Raw genomic sequence first — 25,495 nt, 5'->3', positions numbered from 1 at the left:
GGGAAACAGGAACATGAAAGGACGCGTAGTTCAAGTAATGGGTCCGGTAGTGGACGTAAAGTTTGAAAGCGGACATTTGCCGGAAATTTATAACGCCCTAAAAATTTCACATAAAGCGCGCAATGAAAACGAGGTAGACATTGATTTAACGTTGGAAGTAGCGCTTCATTTAGGGGATGACACCGTTCGGACAATCGCTATGGCTTCAACGGACGGCGTAACGCGCGGAATGGAAGTCGAAGACTTAGGCGCTCCAATCTCCGTGCCAGTTGGAGATGTCACATTAGGACGGGTATTCAATGTGTTAGGGGAACATATTGACCTTGGAGACCCGATTCCAGCGGAAGCGCGCCGGGATCCAATTCATAAGCCTGCTCCGAAATTTGAACAGCTGTCAACACAAGTTGAAATTTTGGAAACAGGAATCAAAGTTGTTGACTTGCTTGCTCCATATATTAAAGGTGGAAAAATCGGCTTGTTCGGCGGTGCAGGAGTTGGAAAAACGGTTTTAATCCAAGAGCTGATCAATAACATTGCACAAGAGCACGGCGGTATTTCCGTATTTGCTGGAGTTGGGGAGCGTACTCGTGAAGGAAACGACCTATACTTTGAAATGAAAGACTCCGGCGTTATCAGCAAAACAGCAATGGTGTTCGGACAAATGAACGAGCCGCCTGGAGCGCGTATGCGCGTTGCATTAACAGGTTTGACAATGGCTGAATATTTCCGTGATGAACAAGGGCAAGACGTTCTCTTCTTCATCGACAACATCTTCCGCTTTACACAAGCTGGTTCCGAAGTATCTGCGTTGCTTGGACGCATGCCTTCTGCTGTTGGATACCAACCGACGCTTGCGACAGAAATGGGACAATTGCAGGAGCGGATTACATCAACAAACGTAGGTTCTGTTACATCGATTCAGGCGATTTACGTGCCTGCTGACGACTATACAGACCCTGCTCCGGCTACAACATTCGCACACTTAGATGCGACAACAAACCTTGACCGTAAGCTGTCAGAGATGGGTATTTATCCAGCGGTGGATCCACTTGCTTCAACGTCACGTGCATTGGCTCCGGAAATCGTCGGTGAAGAGCATTACAACGTTGCCCGCCAAGTTCAGGCAACATTGCAAAGATATAGAGAGTTGCAAGATATTATTGCAATCCTTGGTATGGACGAGCTTTCAGATGAAGATAAGCTTGTTGTACATCGTGCTAGAAGAATCCAATTCTTCTTATCACAAAACTTCCACGTTGCTGAGCAGTTTACAGGACAGCCTGGTTCATATGTGCCTGTAAAAGAAACTGTACGTGGATTTAAAGAAATTCTTGAAGGTAAGTACGACCACATTCCTGAAGATGCGTTCCGCTTAGTGGGCACAATTGAAGATGTCCTTGAAAGAGCGAAGCAAATGGGCGTTGAAGTATAATATTTTGGGACCCTAGGAGGAACTGAATATGAAGACCGTACAAGTCAGTGTCGTCACTCCCGATGGCCCAGTTTATGATGCGGATATAGAATTGGTCAGCGCCAAAGCTCAAAGCGGCGAGCTTGGAATTTTGCCTGGTCATATTCCAATGGTTGCGCCGCTTGCAATTGGCGCAGTTCGGCTGAAAAAAGGAAATAATACAGAACTCGTGGCTGTCAGCGGAGGTTTTTTGGAAGTTCGCCCTGATAAAGTCACGATCTTGGCACAAGCAGCTGAAAGAGCTGAAGATATCGATGTTGCCCGCGCGGAAGCTGCAAAGAAACGTGCTGAGGAACGCTTGCAGCGCAAAGGTCAAGGGCAGGAAGACATAGATTTTAAACGTGCTGAGCTGGCGCTGCAACGTGCCATCAATCGTATTAACGTGGCGAAAAAGAACTTTTAATTTCTCATTTAAGACGTCCCGGCGCTTAAGTTCGGGCCGTCTTTTTTGAAAAAACTAAGAAATCATGATCATGGCTATTTTGCAATGTTGGCTCTAGCCTGGATGCAAAAAATCGGCAACTTACTTTTATTGACAGCAAAAAATGGACAACATGTAATCGCATCATTCAACTCTAAAACTGCAAATCCAAAAATAACGAATTGACCTCCTATCTACATTCCACATCAATGAATGCTTCATTTATAAGAAATAACAACATGAAAAAACTGCCTAACCATTGTTTTTCACAAAATCAAATAAAAAGTGTGCATGAATAGGAAAGATTTTTATATAATAAAGTGGGTTTGTGAAACAAGAAAGGAAGATTTCGGAAGGAGGAGTAATGTGGCGGGGCTAGGCCAGCAGGCGCTCATTAGCATCATAGTAAATTTAGTATTTATTTTTCTAACTTGGCGGGCTTTACAGGCTCTTCAAATTGAAAAAATTATTCGTAAAGGAAGAGTTGTCGAGACAAGGCTTTTGCTCATTTTATTGACCATCGCCATTGCGTCATCTGTGAGCAATTTTTTCTTGAACTATTTTTTTTGGTCACAGCAGCTGCAATATCTTTTTTAAACATGTCGAGGGACAATGAATACATAAAGGCTGTTGTCTAATCTTGACGACTTTTTCCACGTATGCCAAAACCCTTTCCGGCAACACTTTTAATAAGGAAAGGGTGATGGCGGTGAAAAATTTATATTTTGTCTTTATTTTCATATTTTTATTCGGTTTTCTTTTGTCAGCTTGGCGCACAGAACGAACGAATGCTGAAAGACACGATATTCACGTAGAGGAAATCGTGGAGCAATTTCATCAACAAAACATAGATGTGGCAGAATGGTCAATTTTTGCAAAATTTTCTTTTTCTCAAAAAAGCAAAAAAGTGAAACGAATCTACACACAGTTTCGTCAATTTAATTGGTCTTACTTGGAAAGCGGTAATTTTGAAAAGTGGACCGGCACTTATTACAACAGCGATAAGCAGATCACTGAAACATTGCAAATTATTAAACCTCATGCAAAAGCAAGCCCGAAAATTCAAGTTATATATGAAGCAACAGGGAAACGTTGGAATGGCCGTGCATGGATGAAGCTGGAGCGCTATTTTAACCGTCACATTTTCGACAAAATTCCAGGAAATCCTACATTTTTCACTTGTGTCAAAGGCTATACAGATGATAAGATGAAAGGTGTTTTGTTTTTTGAGGCAAATAACCTTTTAAAAAGGTTTCATGCAAAACCGGTGGAAAGCTTAAACGAGCAACGCTTCGTTTCCATATCCGGTTTTACAAACGATTGGGATCATTCTATTAAAACGAAAAATGGAAAGATGAACATTCAAATTTCGCTCAGAAGTGCAGGAATGGGCGAAAGAACTACTGTAACAGTAGGAACACCTATTATTACAACTGAATATTAATATAGAGAAAATGGGACGCGGAGGGGAATACCTTGGAAAAAATCATCGTCCGCGGCGGTCGAAAGTTAAACGGTACAGTAAAGATCGAAGGAGCCAAAAATGCCGTTTTACCTGTCATCGCTGCATCTTTATTAGCTAGTGAAGGAAAGAGTGAAATTTGTGATGTTCCTAAGCTCTCCGATGTTTACACGATAAACGAAGTTCTCCGCTATCTCGGAGCAGAGGTTCGTTTTGATGGTAATCAAGTAGTTGTCGATGCATGCGGAGAGCTTTTAACGGAAGCGTCATTTGAATATGTTAGAAAAATGCGTGCATCTGTGCTTGTTATGGGACCTCTTCTTGCCCGCAAAGGCCGTGCACGTGTTGCTTTGCCGGGAGGATGTGCCATCGGATCCCGTCCGATTGATCAGCACTTGAAAGGCTTCGAAGCGATGGGTGCAACGATAAAAGTCGGCAACGGCTTTATTGACGCAGAAGTGAATGGCAGACTTCGCGGAGCCAAAATTTATTTGGATTTCCCAAGTGTCGGCGCAACAGAAAACATTATGATGGCAGCCGCACTTGCAGAAGGAACAACTGTAATCGAAAACTGTGCAAAGGAGCCTGAAATTGTCGACCTTGCGAATTTTATAAACAAAATGGGCGGAAATGTCCGCGGCGCAGGCACTGGTACTATCAGAATTGAAGGTGTAGATTCCTTGCACGGTGCAAAGCATTTAATTATTCCAGATCGTATTGAAGCAGGAACATTTATGGTTGCTGCTGCCATTACGAAAGGGAATGTCCTTGTAAAAGGAGCAGTTCCGGAGCATTTGACATCATTAATTGCGAAAATGGAAGAAATGGGCGTAACCATTATCGAGGAAGAAGAAGGCATTCGTGTCATTGGTCCGGAAACATTGAAGGCAGTGGATATTAAAACAATGCCTCATCCAGGTTTTCCTACTGACATGCAGTCTCAGATGATGGCCCTGCTGCTTCAGGCAAACGGAACTAGCGTAATTACCGAAACGGTATTTGAAAACCGCTTTATGCATGTAGAAGAATTTCGTCGTATGAACGGAGATATTAAAATCGAAGGCCGCTCTTGTATTATCAATGGTCCTGTAAAGCTTCAAGGTGCAGAAGTAACGGCAACCGATTTAAGAGCGGCAGCTGCATTAATTTTAGCTGGGCTTGCTGCAGAAGGGTATACACGGGTTACGGAGCTGAAGCATTTAGATCGCGGCTACGTCCGTTTTCATGAGAAGTTAAAAGAGCTTGGCGCAGATATTGAACGCGTCAATGATGAAGCAGACATCCCGGCAATTGAACAACAAGCCGTTGCAACGAATTTAAATGTATAATTTCACAAAAGAAGCTAGCCTCTTTTAGGAGATGCTAGCTTCTTTTTCGTATTACCCGCTTATTTTTTTCATATTTTTTCGTTTTATACATAAAACTCCCCCTGCAAACAGCATCTCCGATTTCAGTCATAAAAGGTTGTCCTTCCCCATAAACTTTACTGAAGTCAGCGATAAAAGAAATGGGGGCTGTAATATGAAACGAGTGAAACCGTTCTTTCTTTTTTTTGCAGCAATATTTTTCATTATTTTGATGGTGCCAAGTTTGCTGGTAGCCCCGTTTGCCGAAAAGACGAAAGCTACGCTTGGCGAGGAACTAGCCGAGAAGAAAACAACGGATGTGCTACAAAAGGAATCAAAAGTTTCTGTACCAATTTATCGTTCCCAAGAAAAAAAAATTGATGAAGTTCCGCTTGAAGAATATGTGGTCGGTGTTGTCGCCGCCGAGATGCCCGCAGAATTTGAAAAAGAAGCGTTAAAGGCTCAAGCTTTAGCTGCTAGAACGTACATCGTGAAAGAGCTGTTTACGGGCCAAAATGTCGGCTCTCCCGAAGGAGCGGTAGTCACGGATACTGAGCTCCATCAAGTTTATAAAAATGAAGAAGAATTAAGGAGAATTTGGAAAAAAGATTTTGATTGGAAAATAAAAAAGATTAAAGAAGCTGTTGCCGAAACAAGAGGCCAAATTTTAACGTATGACGACAAGCCGATTGATGCTTCTTTTTTTTCAACGAGCAATGGATATACGGAAAATTCGGAGGCCATTTGGCCGAACGCCCTTCCTTATTTAAAAAGCGTGGAAAGCCCTTGGGATGAGAAATCGGAAAAATTTCTCGCTAGGGAGGTATTTACCGTTCAAGAGTTTGAACAAAAATTAGGGATTAAAATAGGGAAAGGCAATTCAATTGGAAAAATTATCGAAAGGACGCCAGGACACAGGGTCGCTCTAGTCGAAATTAACGGGAAAAAGTTTACTGGAAGGGAAATAAGAGAAAAGCTAGGTCTAAGGTCAACGGATTTTTCGTGGACATTGAAAGGCGACCAAATTATTGTTACGACAAAAGGATACGGACACGGAGTCGGCATGAGTCAGTACGGTGCCAATTTTATGGCGCAGGAAGGGAAAAATTATAAAGAGATTGTCTCACATTACTACCAGGGAATTGAAATTTCGCAAGCCAACCCGTTTTTATCAAAATATATGGCGAAAAAATAAAAAATCGGTGCGTTTTGTAAGAAAATCGGTAATCGGTTTTCTCACATTTGGTGCGCCCGGCATGTACATGAACTATAGGGTGTAAGTCCCGAACCCCGAAGACAGAAGTAGAGGTTAGCCAAGAGCAAGGGTGTCCGTGGTGACGCGGAATCTGAAGGAAGCTGGAGGCAAAACACCGGTCCGAGGAACACGAACCTCATATAAGGCTAGGTATGATTGAGTGAGTTTGCGAAACAAAACAAAGCTCTTTCTGTCGAAGGTCATATCGAGTAAATGAGGCGGATAGATGGTGTGAAAGTGCATGTACTTACCCGGGGAGGTCTGGCGGATAGGTGAAATGCGCTTCATAACCTACTTAGTGATAAGTAGCTGAACCGTCAGAAGTCAGCAGAGGTCATAGTATTAGTTGGTTTAGAACTACTAAGAAGGACCGAACAATTAAGAGAGAATAGCCCTTGGCATTCAGTGAGTCATGATGAACACAGAAAACGTAGTACCTCACTTGAGGAAGGAAGCGGTGAATCCCGTGGGAGACCTCTTGGAGGGTGGAGTGACCACTGGCATAAAGAGAACAGCTATTCACGGAAGTTATAAAGACTTGCGTCAATCATCTTAATTGAACCGCCGTATACGGAACCGTACGTACGGTGGTGTGAGAGGACGGGAGTTAATCGCTCCCTCCTACTCGATTTTCTTTAGGGGAACCGCTGATAGTGCCAGTAAGCTGCCAACTTCATTTCGAACTAAATGAAATATTGATCGATTCGATAAATTCTTTTTTAGATCCCAGCCTTAAAAGCGCTGGGATCTTTTTAATGCTGCTAATTTGCAAAAAAACGTTTTTAGCTTCGATTCGTCTTTTTGGAAATAAAAGATTTTGACGATATAGTAGGATGCGAAAACACCGATTGTATCCTTAATAAGATCAATGAATGTCGCAGATCTTGAGGGAACGAAATATTGATGAATTTCATCACACAGCCCGTAAAAAACAGCGATCATCGCTGAGGCGAAACTTAATTTTTCTGTAAGCTTTTCATGGACAGCGAAGGCGAAAATGAAAAGCCAATAAAGAATTCCGAACTCAATGAGATGAAGCGACTCTTTCAATAAATGGTCGAACGAAAACGGCGTTTTGACGAAAGTGTCAGCTGGATAGCTCGACAAGATCCAAATGACCGCCATATACATAATCGGTAAAATACTGATTACATATACCGCAAACTTCTTCATGATCCAAACTCCTTCAAATATTTTTCAACAATATGCATAGAAAAAAAGAAATGGCAAAAAATAAAAGAAAAAATTTTATTTTGATGTATAGATTCTCTCAAACTTGTTCACAATGGTTGCTGAGGTGATGAACAATGAGAGAGGAAGAAAAGAAACGTACTTCTCAAGGCTCGAAGTTCCAACAGTTTTTCAGAAAAAAATGGGTTTTTCCTGCTATTTATTTAGTCAGTGCAGCCGTTATTTTAACAGCCGTTTTATGGTATCAAGCAATCCGCAACAATGATGCAAACGATTTATCAACGGACGATGGTACAGACGTTTCCTATAATGAAGATCAATCGGTGGAAGTAAATCAATCCGTCGAAAACTTCAAAATGCCGGCCATCGATCCTGATGCTGTGAAGGTAGTAACAAACTTTTATGACTTTAATGCTTCAGAAAAAGAACAAGAAACGGCACTTGTCTTCCATAATAACACATACCATCCAAACCAAGGTATCGATATCGCATCAAATGATGGAAAAGCATTTGAAGTCATTGCATCTTTAAGCGGAACGGTTGCAAAAGCTGAAAAAGATTCTCTTTTAGGATATGTCGTAGAAATTGAACATGAAAACGGTGTAAAAACCATTTACCAATCGCTTGCCGATACGAAAGTACAGGTCGGCGACAAAGTTAAACAAGGAGAAATTATCGGACAAGCTGGGAAAAACCAATTCAATAAAGACGCTGGCGTCCATGTTCACTTTGAGATCCGCAAAGACGGTAAAGCCTACAATCCATTAAACTACATGGACGAGCCGTTAACAAGTTTAACTGAAAAATCTGTTGAAGAGCCTTCTGACGGGGCAGCACAAAAAGAAGAAAATAAAGATGGAGAGGAAGCTACTTCAGACGAAACAGCCCCATCAGATGAAACTCAGCCTGATGAAGAACAATCTCAGTCAAAGGAAAATTCAGAACAAGAAAAATCTGATAATTCTACAACTAAACCTTAACCAATACAATCCTACTCAAACGAGTAGGTTTTTTTTTGTCTAAATCATATCTGGTAAAAATTAAATGAGCATAGGCTGCTGAATTTTTCATAAAGAACAGACCAAAAAATTTTTCATAAACGGTACAAGAAACAACGTACGGTAAGGTGCAAGCGAGAAAGCAGGCTTGCCGAAGCATTTTTTCAAAACATAATGTGAAGCGATCGAAAATTCACTTTATTCCATATATAATAGAATCAATCTAAGCAAGAGAAAGGAAGAAGCACGTGGAAAATATTCTTTTTCGAGATGCAACGATACATGACTTGCCTAAAATCGTCTCGATCTACAATTCAACGATCCCAAGCCGGATGGTGACAGCTGATACTGAACCTATTTCAGTGGAAGACCGCATACAGTGGTTTCATGAGCACAATCCAAAAACGAGACCGTTGTGGATGATCGAACAGGATGGAAACGTAGCTGGCTGGCTCAGCTTTCAATCCTTTTATGGAAGGCCTGCTTATAACGGAACTGCGGAAATTAGCATTTACATTGATGAACAGTACCGGGGAAAACAAATCGGCGATTTTGCCTTGAAGACCGCTATAGAAAAGGCTCCAAGCCTCCAAATAAAAAATTTGCTTGGCTTTATTTTCAAGCACAACATCCCGAGCTTAAAGCTGTTTTACAAAAATGGATTCCGAGATTGGGGGCACTTTCCCCGTGTGGCGGTACTGGACGGTGTTGAGCGAGATTTAGTGATAGTGGGGAAACGTGTAGCCGATTGAATCTCGTCTATCCGCCACCAGTAAGCATCCGCATGCATGATAGTGGGGAAACGTGTAGCCGATTGAACGTATTAACAGTGTCTCCGCTCGCAATATAGTATTTTAGTTTCTTTTTCATTCGCCAGTTGAGAAAAAAGCGTCTTTTTAGGATAGACAAGCGAGAATCCTCCCTTTTTTAAAGGGGAGATGAATCGCTTTTTTTATATTTTATAAAGACTATATGTGGTTTATTAAAGATTGAAATAATTGGTTTTTTTGTATATTTTTGATATACTATATGTATGAAGAAAACAAATTTAATTCACGCAAGAACTTGTGTTTATAATGTCAATTATCATATTGTATGGTCTGTGAAATATCGAAAGAAGGTTTTGACACAAGAGGTTGAGTTATATCTCAAGAAAATTTTTAAAGAGATTGCAGAAGAAAAAGGTTTTCTGTTGCAGATGGTAGAGGTGGGTGAACAAGATCATATTCATGTATTTGTATCAGCTCATCCAAAAATAGCACCTTCTTATATTGTCAAAATGTTAAAAGGGATTTCAGGGAGAAAAATTTTTCTGCAATTTCCTGAAATCAAACAAAAATTATGGAAAGGAGTATTATGGAACTCTAGTTATTATATTGAAACCGTTGGCTCTATTAGTGAGGATGTCATAAAACGCTATATTGCTAACCAAAAGAAAGGTGGTGACTAAATGAAAAAGGTATCGTATTTCACCTATAAAGCGAATCGAACCAATCAAATCATCTTATATCACTTGTGTTATGCCAGTCGTAAGTTATGGAATGTGGGGAACTATGAAAAACGGAATTGGTCGAAAGAACAAGGTGTACCGTTCCCGAATTGGTATGAACAGAAAAAACGATTAAAAACACATTTTTGGTATAAACAATTACCTGCTCAATCAGCACAAGAGGTCTTAAAAGTCTTGCAAGAAGCGTGGGTGTCTTTTTTCAAACTAAAGGAAAGCAATGGAATAGATAATCCACAACCACCACGATTCAAACATCAAAACTTTAATGTCCGTTTTCTAAATAACAGTTTCAAATTGGTGGAGAACAATACCAAAATTCGTTTACCCATTCCAAAGGCTCAAAAAGCCTTTTTAAAAGAAACGTATGGATTGGAAGAAAGTTATCTTTATATCCCGATTCCGAAACATATCGAAATCGAAAAGATAAAACTGATTGAAGTGAAACCCATCAGTCGAAAAGAATATACGATTTATCTGATTCAAGAATACAAAGATGTACCATTGAAACAAAAGAATAGCACGAAATTTTTATCGATTGACTTAGGGATTGCCAATGCGATGACTTGTTATGATTATCAAGGAAAAGCACACATCATTTCAGGAAGGCAATGGCTATCCGTTGAACGCTACTTTCATAAACAAATCGCCCATTTTCAAGCGATTGGTTTCGCTCAACAATGTGCTAAAGGAATACAATACCCGAAACCTTCCAGACGTGTGTTACAACTTTATCAAAAGAAAAGAAAACAAGTGCATCACATGTTGCATTGTATGACAAGAAAAGTGATTGATATTGCTCTGCAACAAGGAGTCGAAACGATTGTGATTGGTGACATTACAGGTATACGAGAACAAGCGAAATTCAACAAGAAAACGAATCAAAAATTGCATGGTTTTCCGTATGCGAAAATCATTCAAATGATACGGTATAAAGCGCAGGAGCAAGGAATAGATGTTCGTTTATTAACCGAAGAATACACCTCTCAAGCATGTTCAGTATGCCAAATGTTCCCTTGTGAAGAAAACGCAAAGCCGAGTAATCGGATTCATCGAGGGTTATATGTATGTAACGACTGTCATACAACCATCAATGCGGATGTGAATGGTGCTATCAATATCAGCAAAAAGTATCTGAAAGAGATTAAGGCTTTATCTCAATCAGTAGTGGTGTTGGACACGCCGACTGTGTATACGTTTAACGGACAACAGTTCGTTGCGTAGAACAGGAAGCTCGTCATTTCAATGACGAGTAGTTCACAACATGATTGTTCGACTGTTTAAATTTGTTTGAATCTATAGACTGATGTTGAGTTTTCCTGCGGAAAATTGTTCGTTGCATGATTATGGGCGATCCTGTTTTTCTGGCAGTTTGTGCAGCGAAAGAATTCAATCAGATCTGCCATCTGCGAGTATGTATATTTTAATTGCGTACCAGAGTATTAAATAAATTTTTGCTTCCATTGAGTGATCGGGGCTTTTTTATGTCGATTTCTTTTTGATACGAACGCTTCGATTAACGGTTTATGTGGACTGGAAAACTTGCTTAACAGCAGCAATCCACCAGTGCTGAAAAAAACATCCGCAGCAGTCGTTTTGGCCGGATTGACAAGCTTTACACAGAAGCTGCAAAAATAAGTGTTTTGCTGCGTAAAAGCACTTTTTCAAAAGGAGGGTGGAAAACGGTGGAATTTTTGATTCAACCGCTTGGTGATACAGGAATCATCATTCAATTCGGCACGGAGATTTCCGAAGCAATTTATCAACAAATCCGCCAATATGTATATCGGCTGGAACAAATCCGCATTGAAGGAATAGTCGAATGGGTTCCTGCTTACACCACCCTTGCTGTTTTTTATCGACCAAATATTATTTCGTACGATGAACTTTCTCAAAAGCTTTTAAAAATTGGAGAAAAGATAGAAAGCATGCCAGTGCCGGATCCAATAGTCATTGAAATTCCGACATTATATGGCAAGGAGGCAGGGCCAGATATTCAGTTTGTTGCTGAAACGAATGGATTGTCGGAAGAAGAAGTAGTGAAGATTCATTCATCCTCCGATTATTTGATTTATATGATTGGGTTTGTTCCAGGTTTTCCATATTTAGGCGGAATGGACAAAAGAATTGCGGCGCCGAGGAAAAAGACACCCAGATCTAGAATTCCTGCCGGTTCAATCGGAATTGCCGGGGAGCAAACAGGGATTTATCCTTTGGAAACACCGGGAGGCTGGCAAATCATCGGGAGAACGCCTGTCAAATTGTATGATCCGCAGAAACAAGATCCAACATTGCTAAAAGCCGGCGATTACATCCGATTTGTCCCCATTACGGAAAGAGAATATGAAAAAATTGAACAGCAGGTGCAAAAGGGTTCATATAAAGTGGTCAAATATAAAAAGGAGGCGGCAGAAACATGATATCTGTTGACTTAAACAGCGATTTAGGGGAAAGCTTCGGCCATTTTAAAATTGGCAATGATGAAGAACTGCTTCGCTGTATTTCTTCAGCCAACATTGCTTGTGGATTTCATGCCGGCGACCATAATGTCATGATGCGGACGGTAGAGCTTGCGAAAAAGTTTGATGTGGCGATAGGCGCTCATCCAGGGTTGAACGATTTAGCCGGATTCGGACGAAGGGAATTGAAAGTATCCCCTGAGGAAGTCTACAATATGGTCGTTTATCAAATTGGAGCTTTGCAGGCTGTGGCGGCATCAAAAGGGATGAAGCTGAACCATGTGAAGCCCCACGGTGCTCTATACAATATGGCTGAAAAAGACAAGGCGTTAGCGGAGGCGATTGCTCAAGCAGTAAAAGATGTTGACGAGTCGCTTATACTATATGGACTCTCAGGAGGCGTCCTTTGCCGTGCGGGGGAAAAGATCGGGCTTACGGTCGCGCATGAAGTCTTTGCCGACAGAACGTATCAGCCTGACGGAACATTAACTTCAAGATCAGAAAAAAATGCAATCATACACGATCCAGAGGAAGCGGTAGAAAGAGTTCTCCGTATGGTGAAGGAGGGAAAAGTAGCGGCAATCAACGGGCAAGACATCCCCATTCAAGCTGATACAATCTGCATCCATGGCGACGGTCCGAAGGCATTAGCATTCGCTGAAGTTTTAAAAAGCAGACTGGAAGAAGAAAATATTCGTATTGTCAATCCGGGAGCGAAAAAAGATGAAAGAAATATTGTTAGTTGAAAAGCCTGGTTTGTTAACGACTGTTCAAGATTTAGGAAGAACGGGCTATCAGCAATACGGAGTTGTTGTTGCCGGCGCTATGGATTCGTTTTCCATGCAAATCGCAAATCTTTTAGTCGGCAACCGAAAAGATGAAGCGGTGCTGGAAGCAACAATCGCAGGTCCTTCCTTAAGGGCCGTCCGTGATATTGTGATTGCGATATGCGGAGGCGATCTAGCGGCAAAAATCAATGGGAAAGACGCTCCGTTATGGAAAAGCGTGCTGCTGAAAAAGGGAGATCAACTTTCTTTTACCGGTTTAAAAAGCGGAGCGAGAGCCTATATCGCAATCGCAGGCGGAATTAACGTCCCTAAGGTCATGGGGAGCAAATCAACGTACTTAAAAGCGGGAATAGGAGGATTAAATGGAAGAGCCCTTCAAAAAGGGGATGTAATCATGGGTTCAGATGCTGTAAAAACAAGCACGATTGGCCGAATGTTATCCCCTTCCCTTATCCCGAAATACGAAAAGCACATGACCATTCGCATTGTCCCGGGTCCACATGAAGAGGCGTTTACAAAAGAAGGAATCGATACTTTCTTTTCTTCTGTATATGAAGTCACACCGCAATCGGACAGAATGGGCTATCGGCTGAAAGGGCCGAAAATTTCTCATAGAAAGCCTGCCGACATTTTGTCGGAAGCTGCTCCCCTTGGCGGAATTCAAATACCTGCTGACGGACAGCCGATCATTTTAATGGCTGATCGGCAAACAACGGGCGGATATACGAGAATCGGAACAGTCATTACAGTGGATTTGATGTACGTTGCTCAAGCGGTGCCAGGGGCAAAGATTCGCTTTCAGCCGGTTTCCGTTCAAGAGGCTCAAAAGCTTTATTTTGAGCAGATGCGCATCATGCGCCAAATATCAGTCGGAGCTGGCATATATGATGAATAAACGAAAGTTTGGAAAGTGAACATGTATGATCATTGAACGAAATTTTATTAAATACGACCCTATAAGGTCTGAACAATTTCAGTAATCTGCGCTAATAAAAGCCTGAACAAGTCAAATATTTTAGGAACATAAAAAAGCAAGAGAGAACTTGTCCACATTGCCGAAGAGCTCATCAAAAATGTTTTTCTGTTTTGTCATAACAATCAAACCATTCTCCATTTCTCGACATCTGTTCCAAAAAGGAGCAGATGTTTTCTTTTTTTCACTGGAATTATACATATTTCCCGGAAAATGATTGGCGCATATCGTCGAAAAACTAATCAATGAAAAGTGTCGAAACATGCCCTCGACTTTAAGTGGAAAATAAATTTTCATAAATCCCTTGTCCTTCTTGACTTTTCAAGAATATATCTTCACCCAAGCTAATAAAATGTTACAAACCTAACAAGAGAGTGTTTGAGGTGAGGGATCGTGGAGATAGATGATCAATACAGCAAAAATGGCAACTTTAGATTCTACATCATGTATATAGCTGTATACACTGTGCATGCGAATCTCATTTCACACTTCTCACATCCACATTAGGGAGGTCGAGTGGTGTGCACGATTACATCAAAGAACGCACAATCAAGATTGGAAAGTATATCGTGGAGACGAAAAAAACTGTTCGTGTAATCGCGAAAGAGTTTGGCGTTTCCAAGAGTACCGTCCATAAAGATTTAACGGAAAGGCTGCCGGAGATAAATCCTGATTTAGCAAACGAAGTAAAGAAAATACTAGATTATCATAAATCGATTCGCCATCTTCGTGGCGGAGAAGCAACAAAATTAAAATATAAAAAAGAAGAACAGCAAAAAGAACCGATAAAACGATGATGATTCTCGACGCCAACCGACAAAACTCTCCGAAAATCTTGTCTTTTTTTACAAAATCATACTTTTTATGCAATTATATGATACAATAAGAAATTAGGATATTAGTTGGAGAGATGATGATTGGCAAGGGAGGATCATAGTAATATGTTTTCAAAAGATGTAGGAATCGACCTAGGAACAGCAAATGTGCTGATTCATGTAAAGGGCAGAGGCATTGTGTTAAATGAGCCTTCTGTTGTGGCACTTGACCGCAACAACGGAAAGGTGTTAGCGGTTGGCGAGGAAGCGAGACGTATGGTTGGCCGTACACCTGGCAATATTGTTGCCATACGCCCGCTGAAGGATGGTGTCATCGCAGATTTTGATATTACAGAAACAATGCTCAAACATTTTTTGAATAAGTTAAATGTCAAAGGCATTATATCAAAGCCGCGGATTTTAATTTGCTGCCCGACAAACATTACTTCAGTGGAGCGGAAAGCGATCCGAGAGGCAGCTGAAAAATGCGGCGGCAAGCAAGTCTTTTTAGAGGAAGAACCAAAAGTAGCTGCAATTGGCGCTGGGATGGAGATTTTCCAGCCGAGTGGAAACATGGTGGTGGATATTGGCGGCGGGACGACGGACATAGCTGTACTATCCATGGGTGATATCGTTACCGCCTCGTCCTTGAAAGTGGCTGGAGACAAATTTGATCTTGAAATTTTAAATTATATTAAACGGGAGTATAAGCTTCTGATCGGTGAACGAACTGCAGAAGATATTAAAGTGAAAGCGGCAACAGTATTTCCAGGTGCACGCGACGAAGAAATCGATATTCGGGGTCGTGATATGGTCACAGGACTGCCTCGGACGATCACTATTAGGTCGAAAGAAATCGAGCAAGCATTAAAAGAACCTGTCGAAGCCATTATTCAAGCAGCTAAAAATGTGTTGGAGCGCACACCTCCTGAGCTGTCTGCAGACATCATTGACCGCGGTGTTATTTTAACAGGCGGCGGAGCACTCCTGCATGGGCTTGATCTGCTCTTGTCTGAAGAGCTGAAGGTTCCGGTTACCATAGCGGATGATCCGCTGCACTGCGTTGCTGTCGGAACAGGAATCATGCTTGAAAACATGGACAAACTGCCAAAAAGAAAGTTTATATAACAAAATCGTAGCAATAAGTTTTTTAGAAATCGGTTTTTACGCCGATTTTTTTACTTTCAAATCTGAAAGACCAATTCTTGCTTTTACATACCCATTCAGCTCCCAACATCCAAATGATATTTATCTTTATGAACAGTTTGGAAAGGAGACGGAAGATAAAAGACCTATCAGAAAATTGTGATCTTTTACCTATAAGATAATAAAAAAATTGTAATGAGAATCATCGAAAAGTCCTTTATAATATAAAATTAGGAGAACATGTCGGATTTGTTGGATGGGGTGAAAAATCATGCTTCGAGGATTCTATACAGCTGCAGCAGGAATGCTCACACAGCAGCGCCATGCGGAAATGCTTTCAAACAATATAGCCAACGCTAACACGCCGGGATATAAATCTGACCGGGCTGCAATACGGGCTTTTCCGGAAATGCTTTTGTCAAGAATTGAAACAAAAAACGGTGTGACAAATATTTCGGAAGTTGGATCTGTCAATACAGGCGTTTATATGCAAGAATTGATTCCACTATTTACCCAAGGGGATATCCGTGCAACTGATTTGCCGACTGATGTAGCTTTAGTAGAAGAAGCAGTTCCAATTCATGAAGAAACGAATTTAAAAGGCACTCTCTTTTTTGCTGTTGAAACGGGAAATGGTGAAGTGAAATATACGAGAAACGGCCACTTTACGATTGATGAGCAAGGCCGCCTGACAATGGCAGGAAACCCTGTCCTGTCTGTAGCCGGAACGCCGATTATTATTGAAGGAAACGATTTTACTATTACGCCTGAAGGAGAAGTTCTGGAAAACGGACAATACACAGGTCAAACGATCGACATTCGGTTTGAAGATGATGTCCGCAATCTTGTCAATGAAGGGAACGGCTTGTTTCGAACGGCTGACGGAACAGAGCTGCCAAGTGCAATTGGAAACGGCAATGTGCAATATGTGCTGCGCCAAGGATATATTGAACGTTCCAACGTTGATGTTGCAAGGGCTTATACGGATATGCTGACAGCCTATCGTTCTTTTGAAGCAAATCAGAAGGTGCTGCAAGCATATGACAGAAGTATGGACAAAGCAGTCAATGAAATCGGCCGCATCGGCTGACAAAGAGGTGTTGTAAATGCTCCGCTCAATGATTACAGCGACTAATACGATGAATCAGTTACAGCAGCAATTGGATGCAATCGGTCATAACTTAGCGAATATCGATACAAACGGTTATAAAAAAACGAGCACAACCTTTCACGAATTGATGAGACAAGAGCTGAACAATCAGCCGGATCTTCAAAAAGAAACAGGCAGATTGACTGATTACGGCCTTCGTCTTGGCGTCGGCGCCAGACTGGATAAACAGCTTGTCTTTCATCAAGGCGCTATTAAAACGACAGGCAGAGAGCTAGATGTTGCGCTTTTACACAAGGATCAGTTTTTACAAGTGGAAGTAGACGGCGAGGTCCGGTATACAAGAGACGGTGCTCTTTATTTATCTCCTGCAAACGATGGTACGAACCGCCTTATGCTTGTGACGAAAGACGGCTACCGCGTGCTTGATGAAAATCAAAATCCGATTTACTTGGACGGAGATATTCGCGAGATTGTCATTTCTGCAAACGGGACGCTTACAGCAGCGTCACGGAATGAAGGAGAACTGCCGCAAACGGTTAATCTTGGAGTTGTCAGAGTAGATCGTCCGAGCATGATGATTTCACTCGGCAATAATATATACGGCTTACAGCAATTAGGAAACGTGCCCATCACAGATGTGCTGACGAATTTGGAAGGGGATTTGCGGACGGAAATCGGCATGCGGCAAGGGGCTCTAGAAAGCTCAAATGTCGACCTGACTCAAGAAATTACAGACTTAATGATCGCACAACGCTCCTACCAATTAAATGCCCGGTCAATTACGATCGGCGATCAAATGCTTGGACTAATCAACACCGTGAGGTAATAGGGCGATTTCTGCAATTGTGTTGAACAGTTGAAAATCGGCAAAATGCAATTTAACAAGTTTTACCTCTAGCCTTAAACGGGGTAGTTCACCGTGAATATAGAAATAGGTCTTTTTGATCTTTGACCTTAAAAGAAGCTGCTGTATCAGCTTTTTAAAACTTGTTATTTTTTTAAGGGAGTTTTTATGATGGCTGCTCAGGAAAAAGTTGATATTTTAACAAGGGAAGAACGGAAAAAAGCGAAAAAAGAGGACGGAGTCAAGAGAAAAACGCGCACACGAGTCCGGCTTATTCCAATTTGGCTTCGTCTCATTTTACTTGTTTTTGGAATGGTCATCAGCATGGCCATCGGTGCGATAATCGGATATGGAGTGTTGGGGGACGGACGTCCACTAGATGCACTTAAACCGTCTACATGGCAGCACATCATAGATCTTGTTGAAAAGGACGCGTAATTCTAATATACTTGATGAAAGGCTGGGGGAATTTTCCTCCTTGTTAAGATCTTCTGCAAGACTGGTTCTAAGAAACGAGCTGATGCATTGCTCACATGCCGGAGATCGGGAGACGAAAAAATGGGGCATAAATCGTTTATTAGAGCCATAAAAAGCTGCGGAAACAGACTATCGTTTTAATCCTTAAGGAGGCATCTTCATGTTGGATATTCAGCAAATAAAAGAGATCATACCACATCGATATCCGTTTTTGCTAGTCGATCGAGTTGTTGAATTAGAGGAAGGCAAGCGGGCGGTCGGCATCAAAAATGTCACAATTAATGAACCGTTTTTTAACGGACATTATCCGGATTATCCGGTTATGCCAGGCGTTTTGATCGTTGAAGCACTGGCTCAAGTAGGCGGCGTTGCCATGATGAAAAAAGAAGAATATAAAGGGAAGCTCCCTCTTTTTGCTGGCATTGATAAATGCCGTTTTAAAAGACAAGTACGCCCCGGGGATCAACTAAAACTGGAAGTGGAAATGATCGCACAGCGGGGTCCGATCGGAAAAGCAAAAGGAATTGCAAAGGTTGATGACGAAATCGCTTGTGAAGCTGAATTAACATTTGCTGTGAAATAAACGGGTGCCTTATAATGGCATCTGTTTTTTATTAAATAAGCACATTAGACAGCCGCTTTTTTCATAAGTTCAAGAAGTCTGTTGTATTGACCTCAATTTGAATGTACTTGCATCTTAAAAGATCTTCTTTCTGTATTCTCTCCCAAAATTTTCGATGTGCTCCAGTACGGTGTATTCATCTCTATATCTTCATTTTTTATTTCTTCTGATGTTGAAAATATGGCTTTCGTTTGTTTTTCCCCGATTATGAGCCCTTCTAAAGTGTTTTCTCTTACATTTGGATATGAAAATGTTGGATTGCAAAAGTTTATTTTCGAAATCGTTCTTTTACGAATATTTCTTCTTATCCTTTCTTCAATCTATGTCATCATATACTGAAGGTTGAAAAATTCAATCTGTGTTTTAGAAAAATTTGTTGAATGTGTTAAAAATACTTGGGCATGTTAAGAACGTATAACAATAAGAAAGGAGCAATCATATGAAAAAGAAATGGATGTACATGTTATTTAGCATGCTAATGGCGTTGATGGTGGTGACAGGGTGCAATACGAATGATGAGGTCCCTCCGGACAATAATAACGATACAGAAGAAAATACAGGTCCAACAGATGAAGACAATAACGGGAATACTTTAGATGAAGAATTGCCACCGGATGATGAAGAAGGTGCTGATAACAATCAAGATGATACTGCCGACGATAATAACGACGATAATAACGACGAAAACAACGAAGAACAAGAAAATCAATAATTGAAGAAGGCCGTTCGTGCCTTCTATTTTATTTTTAAGAGTTAAATGAGGTGTCTCATAACTGATTTAAGTTAAAATTGATTAGATGTGAAGCATCTGCGGTTTCATCTAGGCAAATCTGGTCCAAGGATTTTTGCTGGCTTTCTCATTAAATACGCATGACTATCCTTTTTCATGGAGGACTATTCAATTTTTTTTAAATCGGCATTTAGTTTTTGGATCATGGATTTTATGGATTGTTTTACTAAATGCCTCCAGCAGCTCTTGTCCGGATAGACCTTTTGAAATTAATTCTCTGAGGACCATTTCTGCTTCCTGCTTGGAAGTTCGGTTATTATAGATTCTGCCGTCAAAAAGGACAGAAATATGATCCTTTAACATAGTGATCGAACGAATTTTTGCAATGATATGAGCGGGTCTGTTATTTTTTTTAGTAATCGTGGCTAAAAGCTTGAGTTCATCATTATTTTGCAAATGGTGTTCAAAATAAGGACGAAACTGTTTAGAAAGAAGCGCCTCAATTAACCACGAATTTTCGCCGTCCTCTTTATTAATGATCAGCCCATCAGCAAGAGGTAAATTTTCGATGCGGTTTTCCTGATCTTTCCTCTCAACTTTCAATTCGACAAGCTTAAAGGTTTTCATGGTTCAAGGCCCCCAACTAGAGTTTATGCTTTATTATAACATAAAATAAAAAAGGCTTGACAAAAGTCAGCCTTTACTCTATTTTCAACAGTTCATGAATCATCGTAGCAACATACTGGGATAATTGCTGTTGATTATGATTTGTTTTCGCTAATTTTTTAATCGCATCGTATAAATTGGGATGTTTTATTAAAAAGTCAATTACTTCCTCCAAATGTTTTTCTGACCGATACGGTTCAAGCACTTCTGCCAACATGCTCGGGGTACCGCCTTGACCAACTAGATGATCAATGCTGATTTCGAGTGCTTCACTAATCGAAACAAGCTGCTCCAGACTAGGCTGCTGCACTCCAGTTTCCAATTTGCTGATTACTGATCTTGTCATATTCAATTTTTCGGCCAGCTGTTTCTGAGTCCATCCTTTTTCTTTTCGGAAAAATTTCATATTCATTTGAAATTTTTGCTGTGCGTTCACGATTCCACCAACTTTTCCATACCATTAAAAAATATGGTAAAGGAAAAAGAAGGCATCGTCAGATCGTAATAAGATCAATAAAATAAACGTTCAGTATTAGAACGAAATTGAAAAATGAAGAAAATACAAGAGATAAGGAGAATTTTCGACATTTTATAGGAAAAATGAACTAAAATACATATATTACAAATATTTCGTAAATATAGATAATTTTGACATTAAGGATTATACTTTTTTAAAAAGGCCTAAGGGGGGATTTGATGACGAAATATAAACTCAAAAAAATTCATATTATCCGCGGTCATGAAAATAGAACTAGAAATAAGGAATTCATGATGTTGAGGATTGGCGATTTTTCCGAAAATGAGCTTAGCTATCATTATTTTCAAATCCCGAGCGATGCGGTAATTGATGTATATTTTCAAATGGAGGATAAATTGTCAATATTGCGGGTAATGTTTGGGATGCAAGAAAAGCAGTTTTATGTTCAATTGTTTACATACGACCACACAACTCTTCGCTATAAAGAAGAAATCATCGATGAGCAAATGAAATCTTCTCCAATCTTCTCAAAGCTCTTGCAGAACATACACATCTATGGGTCGAATCATTTTTCCTTCATTGCGACAAAAAATATGAAAAATCGCGAAAATTAATAAATCGTTGTTTATTTTCGAAAAATAGCTATAGGAAAATGAGAAAATCAACGTCGTTAAAGGCGGAAAAATCTAAAAATAGACATTTTTCTATTTTTTTAACTTCAGCTACAATAAGGGTGCACATTACGAGAAGGGAGGGATGATGTGATCAACCATGTGACGCTCGTCGGTCGATTAACGAAAGATCCTGAAATCCGCTATACAAGTGAAGGGGCTCCTGTTGCCAATATTACGCTGGCTGTGAGCCGCAACTTTCGCAATGCGGCAGGGGAAATCGACACAGATTTTGTTCATTGTACACTTTGGAGACGAACAGCTGAAAATACTGCAAATTACTGCCGGAAAGGATCGATCGTTGGCGTAATCGGAAGAATTCAAACGCGAAACTATGAAAACAGCGAGGGCAAAAAAGTGTACGTAACAGAAGTTGTTGCGGATTCCGTTCGATTTATGGGCACTCCGCCGCAAAGAATACGGGCAAGAGAGCTTTTCGATCCGGAATCCGCACCTGAACAGTCTGAGGCATAGTAAGTCTGACTTTAGAGGAAAAACAATCCTTTCGTCCTCAGCAAAATAAGGCATGTTTGATGTAAAGTAAGTTTGCTTTTGATTCCGCAGAAGAAACGTAAATCAATCTTATGAGAAGAAAGTCCACCTTTTGACACAAATCGAAAATGGACTTCCGTTAGCTAAGTCGTCCGCTTTTTTCCTTCCAGTGAAAAGAAAAAATCACAAGGCATCCCCTAAAAGCTCCCTCAACCTTTGGCCAGCCGTTTTTTTGAGGCTGGCTGTTTTGTTGAGAGGAAAGGAATTATCAGCTAATGAAAGGTAACAGCCGTTTTTTAGAAATGACGTTTTGATCCATTTTGTTCAAATTTTTTAGAGATGAAAATGATGCTTCATTTTATAAAAGCTTCAACCGCTCCATTCTTGGCTTCCTTTTAATGTATTTATGCTGTTTCGTCGAGACTGCTTCCAACTTCCGGTCTTTGCCTCAGCCTCATTAAAATTGATAAGACTCCAAGATCTTTTTTTGTGGTGTATAGACTCCGCTCCTCACTCCCAAAAAGAGTGGTTAAAAGAGTTCTTATTTATTTGCAGCTTTTATTAATTCTTCATAAAGTTTTTCCCATTCCGGGGCATGTGTTTCCGTTTTAGAATCTTTTTTTGCCAAGAAGATTCCCTCCTTTTTTAACAGCTTAAGAATGGAATAATCCCTTTGCTTTCAAACTTTGACAAAAGAAGTCGCTAAAGTAGACATAGTCACTTTTTAAAAAGCTTTACATTTTAACACTTTATCGTCTTTTTTTATTCCTCAGTCGTTTTCGATCGATGCAGACACGCTTTATCGTCTTTCTTCATTTCTGAGTGCAATTAAGTCCTTCAATTCTTCTGTGGAAAGTTCGGTGATCCAGTTGTCGCTTTGGATCAGCTCTTCGTTTAATGCTTGTTTTTTCTCGATCATGTCGTCGATTTTCTCTTCAATTGTGCCGGTAGTAATCAGTTTATGCACGTGGACAAACCGCTTTTGGCCGATGCGGTAGGCGCGGTCGGTTGCCTGGTTTTCAACGGCCGGGTTCCACCAACGGTCAAAATGGATGACGTGATTGGCGGCTGTCAAATTTAATCCTGTGCCTCCGGCTTTCAGCGACAAAATAAATAAGCGGCTGTCTCCTCTTTGGAACTTCTCGACGAGCTTGTCCCTTTCTGTTTTGGATAAGCTTCCGTGCAAAAATAAAACGTCTATTTTAAATGTTTTTTCAAGCAAGTTTTGCAGCATTTTTCCCATTTGAATGTACTGGGTAAAAATTAAACAGCTTTCGTCTTGATCCAAAATAGCTTCAACTAATTCGAGCAGCTTATCGATTTTATGAGACCGGCCTTGAAGAGGAGAAGAAGCCTCTTCCTTCAAATAAAGAGCGGGGTGATTGCAAATTTGTTTCAGCTTGCCCAGCATTTTTAAAATGAGCGCTTTCCGCTCGAAGCCGTCCGCTTTCATAACTTCATCAAATGTGTCTTTGACAAGCTGTTCATATAATGATGCCTGCTCGACGGTGAGCGGCACGTACTCCTTTTGTTCTTGTTTTTCCGGTAAATTCAGGGCAACATGCTCATCGCGTTTTGTTCTTCGAAGCAGAAACGGCCTGATCATGCTGCGCAGTTTTTGAATTTTGTCCGGTTTTTCCCCTTTTTCGATCGGAAGCACATATTGCTTCTGAAATTGGTGAAGGCTTCCTAAAAGCCCTTTATTGATAAAATCAAAAATGGCCCAAAGCTCTGTTAGACGGTTTTCAATCGGTGTTCCTGTCAGCGCAATGCGCTGATGGCTGTTCAATTTCCGGATAGATCGCGATTGTTTCGTATGGGCGTTTTTAATATTTTGCGCTTCATCGATGCAGAGGCTGGTCCAATGAACGGAAGAAAGTTCGTCAAAATCTACGTGGCTCAAGCCGTATGATGTCAAAACAATATCGGAGCCCAGCACCTTTTTTTGAAACGCTTCGCCTTTTTTCCGGTTTTGGCCGTAATGTAAATAAACGTTTAATTGAGGTGCGAATTTTTCTATTTCTTTTTGCCAGTTGCCAAGCACGGATGTCGGCACGATGATCAGTGCGGGCGTTTCCGGCTTCTCCCGTTCTTTCACATATTGAAAATAAGCGATCATTTGTACTGTTTTCCCGAGCCCCATATCATCTGCCAAACATGCGCCAAAACCGAAGCGGCGTAAAAACAACAGCCAATCCACGCCTTGTTTTTGATAAGGTCTGAGGGTGCCGGCGAAATGCTTCGGCATGCTTACGGAAGGGATTTCCGAAAGCTCCCCCAGCTGCTTCACCATTTTTTTTAGTGTGCTGTTTAATTTGATTTCAATCCCAGCAAATGGGCGATCTAGCTCGTCTCCCTCTTCGCGATTTCGCCCAAATTCCTGCTCTAAAATATCAAAAATGTGGAGGCCCTCTTTTTCTGCACGCTTCAGCATTTTTTTCATCTGTTCGATCATTGACGGATCAAGCATGATCCATTTTCCCCGTATGTTGACGAGCCGCCGTTTTTGCTCAACCAGCTGTTCAAATTCTTCTTCGGTCAGCTCCACGCCGTTTGTTGCGATCCGCCAATTAAAGTCGATGAGGGAATTCATCCCGACAAACGATCTTCCTTTCGGGACGGTATTCACTTGCGCTTTTAATGCCAAGCTCGATTGCTTCACCGCCTGCCACCAAGATGGCAGGAGAATCTCGACGCCTGAATTGATGAATGTTTCGCTTGCTTCAAATAAAAAACGCCACGCTTCTTGTTCGTTTAATAGAGCTTCTCCATTTTCAAATGCAAGCCATGGGACGATTGTAGAAAATCGCTGCTGTTCACGCTCAATTGTGTCCGTATATTTCCGCCATTTAGCCGGCAGCGAGCTTTTCCCCTTGTATAAAAGCAAAGAATCTTTGTCTGTTTGATCACGCAAAAACATTTCCAGTCTCCAAATGCCGCCATCCTGTTCAGGTTCATTTAAACGAAAGCCGATTTGAAACGGCTGATCGTTTAATCGCCAGCCTATTTTCTCAAGCCAGTCCTGTTCATCAAGAAAATGCCCTTCAAACGATGTAAGCAAAGGATATGTTTCGACAAGCTGATCCCAAGCACGTTTCGCTCCTGCGCTTCTTTCCAAAAGGTCAGAAACGGCAGCGGAAAACCATGGAAGATCAATTTCCTTAACCGTGTTATCCTTCGGCTTCCAGCCCAGCTTTCCTTTTTGCCAAGATGAATAGTCAGGCATGAAGTTACCGGTCTGAACAAGCTGAAAAATCAGTTCAGCTGTTTGCGATGTCTGGTCAAGATCGCTGGAAAAGGAAATATTGAGCAAAGAGTTGACAGGTCGTTTGGCAAAAAATTCGACCGCCTGCCACGGCGAAAGCAGAATACAATTGTCTGATACACGCAAATCGGTGCCATAAAAGGAAGAAGTATGCCAAATAAATGCGTATTGCTGCCATTGCTTAAGCGAAAGAAAGGTGCCAGCTTCATCTGTACACCAAATGCTGTATTGATGATCTCCGATTTTCTCAGCACAAATCACAAGACTAGTTGTGGTGAACATGTCCCCACTTCCTTTTCTGTTGAAT

General features: G+C 41.0%; 26 protein-coding genes. 22 read left to right on the top strand and 4 right to left on the bottom strand.

Translation table 11 applies throughout. The features are described from left to right. Window positions 1–13: 13 nt before the first annotated feature. The 6 genes from atpD to spoIID all read left to right on the top strand — a co-directional run bounded on the left by atpD (window position 14) and on the right by spoIID (window position 5,895). Window positions 14–1,432, top strand: a complete 1,419-nt coding sequence (gene atpD / locus NSS70_RS19430; RefSeq protein WP_066251292.1) for a F0F1 ATP synthase subunit beta — start codon at window positions 14–16, stop codon at window positions 1,430–1,432. Between the two features lie 28 nt (window positions 1,433–1,460). Continuing rightward, window positions 1,461–1,874 (top strand): F0F1 ATP synthase subunit epsilon, encoded by a 414-nt coding sequence (locus tag NSS70_RS19425; RefSeq protein ID WP_063389011.1) that lies wholly within the window; start codon window positions 1,461–1,463, stop codon window positions 1,872–1,874. A 384-nt stretch (window positions 1,875–2,258) separates the two neighbouring features. After that, window positions 2,259–2,489, top strand: a complete 231-nt coding sequence (locus NSS70_RS19420; RefSeq protein WP_162877012.1) for a DUF1146 family protein — start codon at window positions 2,259–2,261, stop codon at window positions 2,487–2,489. 112 nt (window positions 2,490–2,601) lie between these two features. Further along, window positions 2,602–3,336, top strand: a complete 735-nt coding sequence (locus NSS70_RS19415; RefSeq protein ID WP_340882356.1) for a YwmB family TATA-box binding protein — start codon at window positions 2,602–2,604, stop codon at window positions 3,334–3,336. 32 nt (window positions 3,337–3,368) lie between these two features. Next, window positions 3,369–4,682, top strand: a complete 1,314-nt coding sequence (murA, locus tag NSS70_RS19410) for a UDP-N-acetylglucosamine 1-carboxyvinyltransferase (protein ID WP_311066654.1) — start codon at window positions 3,369–3,371, stop codon at window positions 4,680–4,682. A gap of 193 nt (window positions 4,683–4,875) precedes the next feature. Next, entirely contained in the window at window positions 4,876–5,895 is a 1,020-nt protein-coding gene (spoIID, locus tag NSS70_RS19405) for a stage II sporulation protein D (protein ID WP_063389007.1), read from the top strand. 792 nt (window positions 5,896–6,687) lie between these two features. Here spoIID and NSS70_RS19400 read toward each other — a convergent pair. Further along, complete coding sequence (locus NSS70_RS19400) at window positions 6,688–7,128, bottom strand: VanZ family protein (RefSeq protein WP_339198000.1); 441 nt, start codon at window positions 7,126–7,128, stop codon at window positions 6,688–6,690. 134 nt (window positions 7,129–7,262) lie between these two features. Between NSS70_RS19400 and NSS70_RS19395 the strand changes: the two genes are divergently transcribed. The 14 genes from NSS70_RS19395 (at window position 7,263) to NSS70_RS19330 (ending at window position 19,598) form a co-directional block, all read left to right on the top strand. Continuing rightward, complete coding sequence (locus tag NSS70_RS19395; RefSeq protein WP_339197998.1) at window positions 7,263–8,126, top strand: M23 family metallopeptidase; 864 nt, start codon at window positions 7,263–7,265, stop codon at window positions 8,124–8,126. A gap of 266 nt (window positions 8,127–8,392) precedes the next feature. Then, the gene (locus NSS70_RS19390; RefSeq protein ID WP_063389004.1) at window positions 8,393–8,896 is read left to right on the top strand and encodes a GNAT family N-acetyltransferase; all 504 of its coding nucleotides are present in this window, start codon (window positions 8,393–8,395) and stop codon (window positions 8,894–8,896) included. A 281-nt stretch (window positions 8,897–9,177) separates the two neighbouring features. Then, entirely contained in the window at window positions 9,178–9,594 is a 417-nt protein-coding gene (gene tnpA, locus NSS70_RS19385) for an IS200/IS605 family transposase (RefSeq protein WP_094246129.1), read from the top strand. Further along, entirely contained in the window at window positions 9,595–10,875 is a 1,281-nt protein-coding gene (locus NSS70_RS19380; protein WP_094246128.1) for an RNA-guided endonuclease InsQ/TnpB family protein, read from the top strand. A gap of 461 nt (window positions 10,876–11,336) precedes the next feature. Further along, window positions 11,337–12,071: a 5-oxoprolinase subunit PxpB gene (gene pxpB / locus NSS70_RS19375; protein ID WP_339197996.1), complete on the top strand. Its 735-nt coding sequence runs from the start codon at window positions 11,337–11,339 to the stop codon at window positions 12,069–12,071. Beyond that, the gene (locus NSS70_RS19370) at window positions 12,068–12,856 is read left to right on the top strand and encodes a LamB/YcsF family protein (protein WP_339197994.1); all 789 of its coding nucleotides are present in this window, start codon (window positions 12,068–12,070) and stop codon (window positions 12,854–12,856) included. Before pxpB ends, NSS70_RS19370 begins: the two co-directional genes overlap by 4 nt. Next, a complete protein-coding gene (locus NSS70_RS19365; RefSeq protein WP_063389001.1) occupies window positions 12,834–13,793 on the top strand; it encodes a 5-oxoprolinase subunit C family protein in 960 nt (319 codons plus the stop codon). Before NSS70_RS19370 ends, NSS70_RS19365 begins: the two co-directional genes overlap by 23 nt. Window positions 13,794–14,392: 599 nt before the next feature. Then, window positions 14,393–14,668 carry a sporulation transcriptional regulator SpoIIID gene (gene spoIIID, locus NSS70_RS19360; protein ID WP_063388999.1) on the top strand — a complete coding sequence of 92 codons (276 nt, stop codon included), beginning with the start codon at window positions 14,393–14,395 and terminating at the stop codon, window positions 14,666–14,668. 144 nt (window positions 14,669–14,812) lie between these two features. Beyond that, complete coding sequence (locus NSS70_RS19355; RefSeq protein WP_063388998.1) at window positions 14,813–15,814, top strand: rod shape-determining protein; 1,002 nt, start codon at window positions 14,813–14,815, stop codon at window positions 15,812–15,814. Between the two features lie 289 nt (window positions 15,815–16,103). Further along, window positions 16,104–16,922, top strand: coding sequence for a flagellar hook-basal body protein (locus NSS70_RS19350; protein WP_063388997.1), 819 nt, complete (start codon window positions 16,104–16,106; stop codon window positions 16,920–16,922). Between the two features lie 16 nt (window positions 16,923–16,938). Beyond that, window positions 16,939–17,769, top strand: a complete 831-nt coding sequence (locus NSS70_RS19345) for a flagellar hook-basal body protein (protein WP_311066649.1) — start codon at window positions 16,939–16,941, stop codon at window positions 17,767–17,769. Between the two features lie 186 nt (window positions 17,770–17,955). Continuing rightward, window positions 17,956–18,225 (top strand): DNA-directed RNA polymerase subunit beta, encoded by a 270-nt coding sequence (locus NSS70_RS19340; protein ID WP_335642839.1) that lies wholly within the window; start codon window positions 17,956–17,958, stop codon window positions 18,223–18,225. Window positions 18,226–18,424: 199 nt separating this feature from the next. Further along, entirely contained in the window at window positions 18,425–18,847 is a 423-nt protein-coding gene (fabZ, locus tag NSS70_RS19335; RefSeq protein WP_094244697.1) for a 3-hydroxyacyl-ACP dehydratase FabZ, read from the top strand. Window positions 18,848–19,325: 478 nt separating this feature from the next. Next, a complete protein-coding gene (locus NSS70_RS19330; protein WP_339210635.1) occupies window positions 19,326–19,598 on the top strand; it encodes a hypothetical protein in 273 nt (90 codons plus the stop codon). A gap of 186 nt (window positions 19,599–19,784) precedes the next feature. Here NSS70_RS19330 and NSS70_RS19325 read toward each other — a convergent pair whose 3' ends face one another. Continuing rightward, window positions 19,785–20,243, bottom strand: a complete 459-nt coding sequence (locus NSS70_RS19325) for a YwpF-like family protein (protein WP_063388992.1) — start codon at window positions 20,241–20,243, stop codon at window positions 19,785–19,787. A gap of 73 nt (window positions 20,244–20,316) precedes the next feature. Next, complete coding sequence (locus tag NSS70_RS19320) at window positions 20,317–20,718, bottom strand: helix-turn-helix domain-containing protein (protein ID WP_066248034.1); 402 nt, start codon at window positions 20,716–20,718, stop codon at window positions 20,317–20,319. A 260-nt stretch (window positions 20,719–20,978) separates the two neighbouring features. Between NSS70_RS19320 and NSS70_RS19315 the strand changes: the two genes are divergently transcribed. Then, entirely contained in the window at window positions 20,979–21,374 is a 396-nt protein-coding gene (locus NSS70_RS19315; protein ID WP_117017298.1) for a hypothetical protein, read from the top strand. A gap of 147 nt (window positions 21,375–21,521) precedes the next feature. Then, window positions 21,522–21,905 (top strand): single-stranded DNA-binding protein, encoded by a 384-nt coding sequence (locus NSS70_RS19310; protein ID WP_311066645.1) that lies wholly within the window; start codon window positions 21,522–21,524, stop codon window positions 21,903–21,905. An 817-nt stretch (window positions 21,906–22,722) separates the two neighbouring features. Here the strand turns inward: NSS70_RS19310 and NSS70_RS19305 are convergent. Further along, entirely contained in the window at window positions 22,723–25,470 is a 2,748-nt protein-coding gene (locus NSS70_RS19305) for a DEAD/DEAH box helicase (RefSeq protein WP_340882346.1), read from the bottom strand. Between the last annotated feature and the right edge of the window lie 25 nt (window positions 25,471–25,495).

The sequence above is a fragment of the Aeribacillus sp. FSL K6-2848 genome (assembly GCF_038004325.1).
Lineage (GTDB): Bacteria > Bacillota > Bacilli > Bacillales > Aeribacillaceae > Aeribacillus > Aeribacillus composti.
Note: the sequence above shows the minus strand (reverse complement) of the source record. Positions and strands in the feature narration are given on the sequence as shown.

Excerpts from the sequence above, each read along its gene's own strand:
- NSS70_RS19425 (WP_063389011.1), top strand. The coding sequence starts at position 1,461 with ATGAAGACCGTACAAGTCAGTGTCGTCACTCCCGATGGCCCAGTTTAT.
- NSS70_RS19355 (WP_063388998.1), top strand. The coding sequence starts at position 14,813 with ATGTTTTCAAAAGATGTAGGAATCGACCTAGGAACAGCAAATGTGCTG.
- NSS70_RS19350 (WP_063388997.1), top strand. The coding sequence starts at position 16,104 with ATGCTTCGAGGATTCTATACAGCTGCAGCAGGAATGCTCACACAGCAG.
- NSS70_RS19345 (WP_311066649.1), top strand. The coding sequence starts at position 16,939 with ATGCTCCGCTCAATGATTACAGCGACTAATACGATGAATCAGTTACAG.
- fabZ (WP_094244697.1), top strand. The coding sequence starts at position 18,425 with ATGTTGGATATTCAGCAAATAAAAGAGATCATACCACATCGATATCCG.
- NSS70_RS19400 (WP_339198000.1), bottom strand. The coding sequence starts at position 7,128 with ATGAAGAAGTTTGCGGTATATGTAATCAGTATTTTACCGATTATGTAT.
- NSS70_RS19380 (WP_094246128.1), top strand. The coding sequence starts at position 9,595 with ATGAAAAAGGTATCGTATTTCACCTATAAAGCGAATCGAACCAATCAA.
- NSS70_RS19340 (WP_335642839.1), top strand. The coding sequence starts at position 17,956 with ATGATGGCTGCTCAGGAAAAAGTTGATATTTTAACAAGGGAAGAACGG.
- NSS70_RS19330 (WP_339210635.1), top strand. The coding sequence starts at position 19,326 with ATGAAAAAGAAATGGATGTACATGTTATTTAGCATGCTAATGGCGTTG.
- atpD (WP_066251292.1), top strand. The coding sequence starts at position 14 with ATGAAAGGACGCGTAGTTCAAGTAATGGGTCCGGTAGTGGACGTAAAG.
- NSS70_RS19325 (WP_063388992.1), bottom strand. The coding sequence starts at position 20,243 with ATGAAAACCTTTAAGCTTGTCGAATTGAAAGTTGAGAGGAAAGATCAG.
- NSS70_RS19305 (WP_340882346.1), bottom strand. The coding sequence starts at position 25,470 with ATGTTCACCACAACTAGTCTTGTGATTTGTGCTGAGAAAATCGGAGAT.
- NSS70_RS19395 (WP_339197998.1), top strand. The coding sequence starts at position 7,263 with ATGAGAGAGGAAGAAAAGAAACGTACTTCTCAAGGCTCGAAGTTCCAA.
- spoIID (WP_063389007.1), top strand. The coding sequence starts at position 4,876 with ATGAAACGAGTGAAACCGTTCTTTCTTTTTTTTGCAGCAATATTTTTC.
- NSS70_RS19370 (WP_339197994.1), top strand. The coding sequence starts at position 12,068 with ATGATATCTGTTGACTTAAACAGCGATTTAGGGGAAAGCTTCGGCCAT.
- tnpA (WP_094246129.1), top strand. The coding sequence starts at position 9,178 with ATGAAGAAAACAAATTTAATTCACGCAAGAACTTGTGTTTATAATGTC.
- NSS70_RS19365 (WP_063389001.1), top strand. The coding sequence starts at position 12,834 with ATGAAAGAAATATTGTTAGTTGAAAAGCCTGGTTTGTTAACGACTGTT.
- NSS70_RS19315 (WP_117017298.1), top strand. The coding sequence starts at position 20,979 with ATGACGAAATATAAACTCAAAAAAATTCATATTATCCGCGGTCATGAA.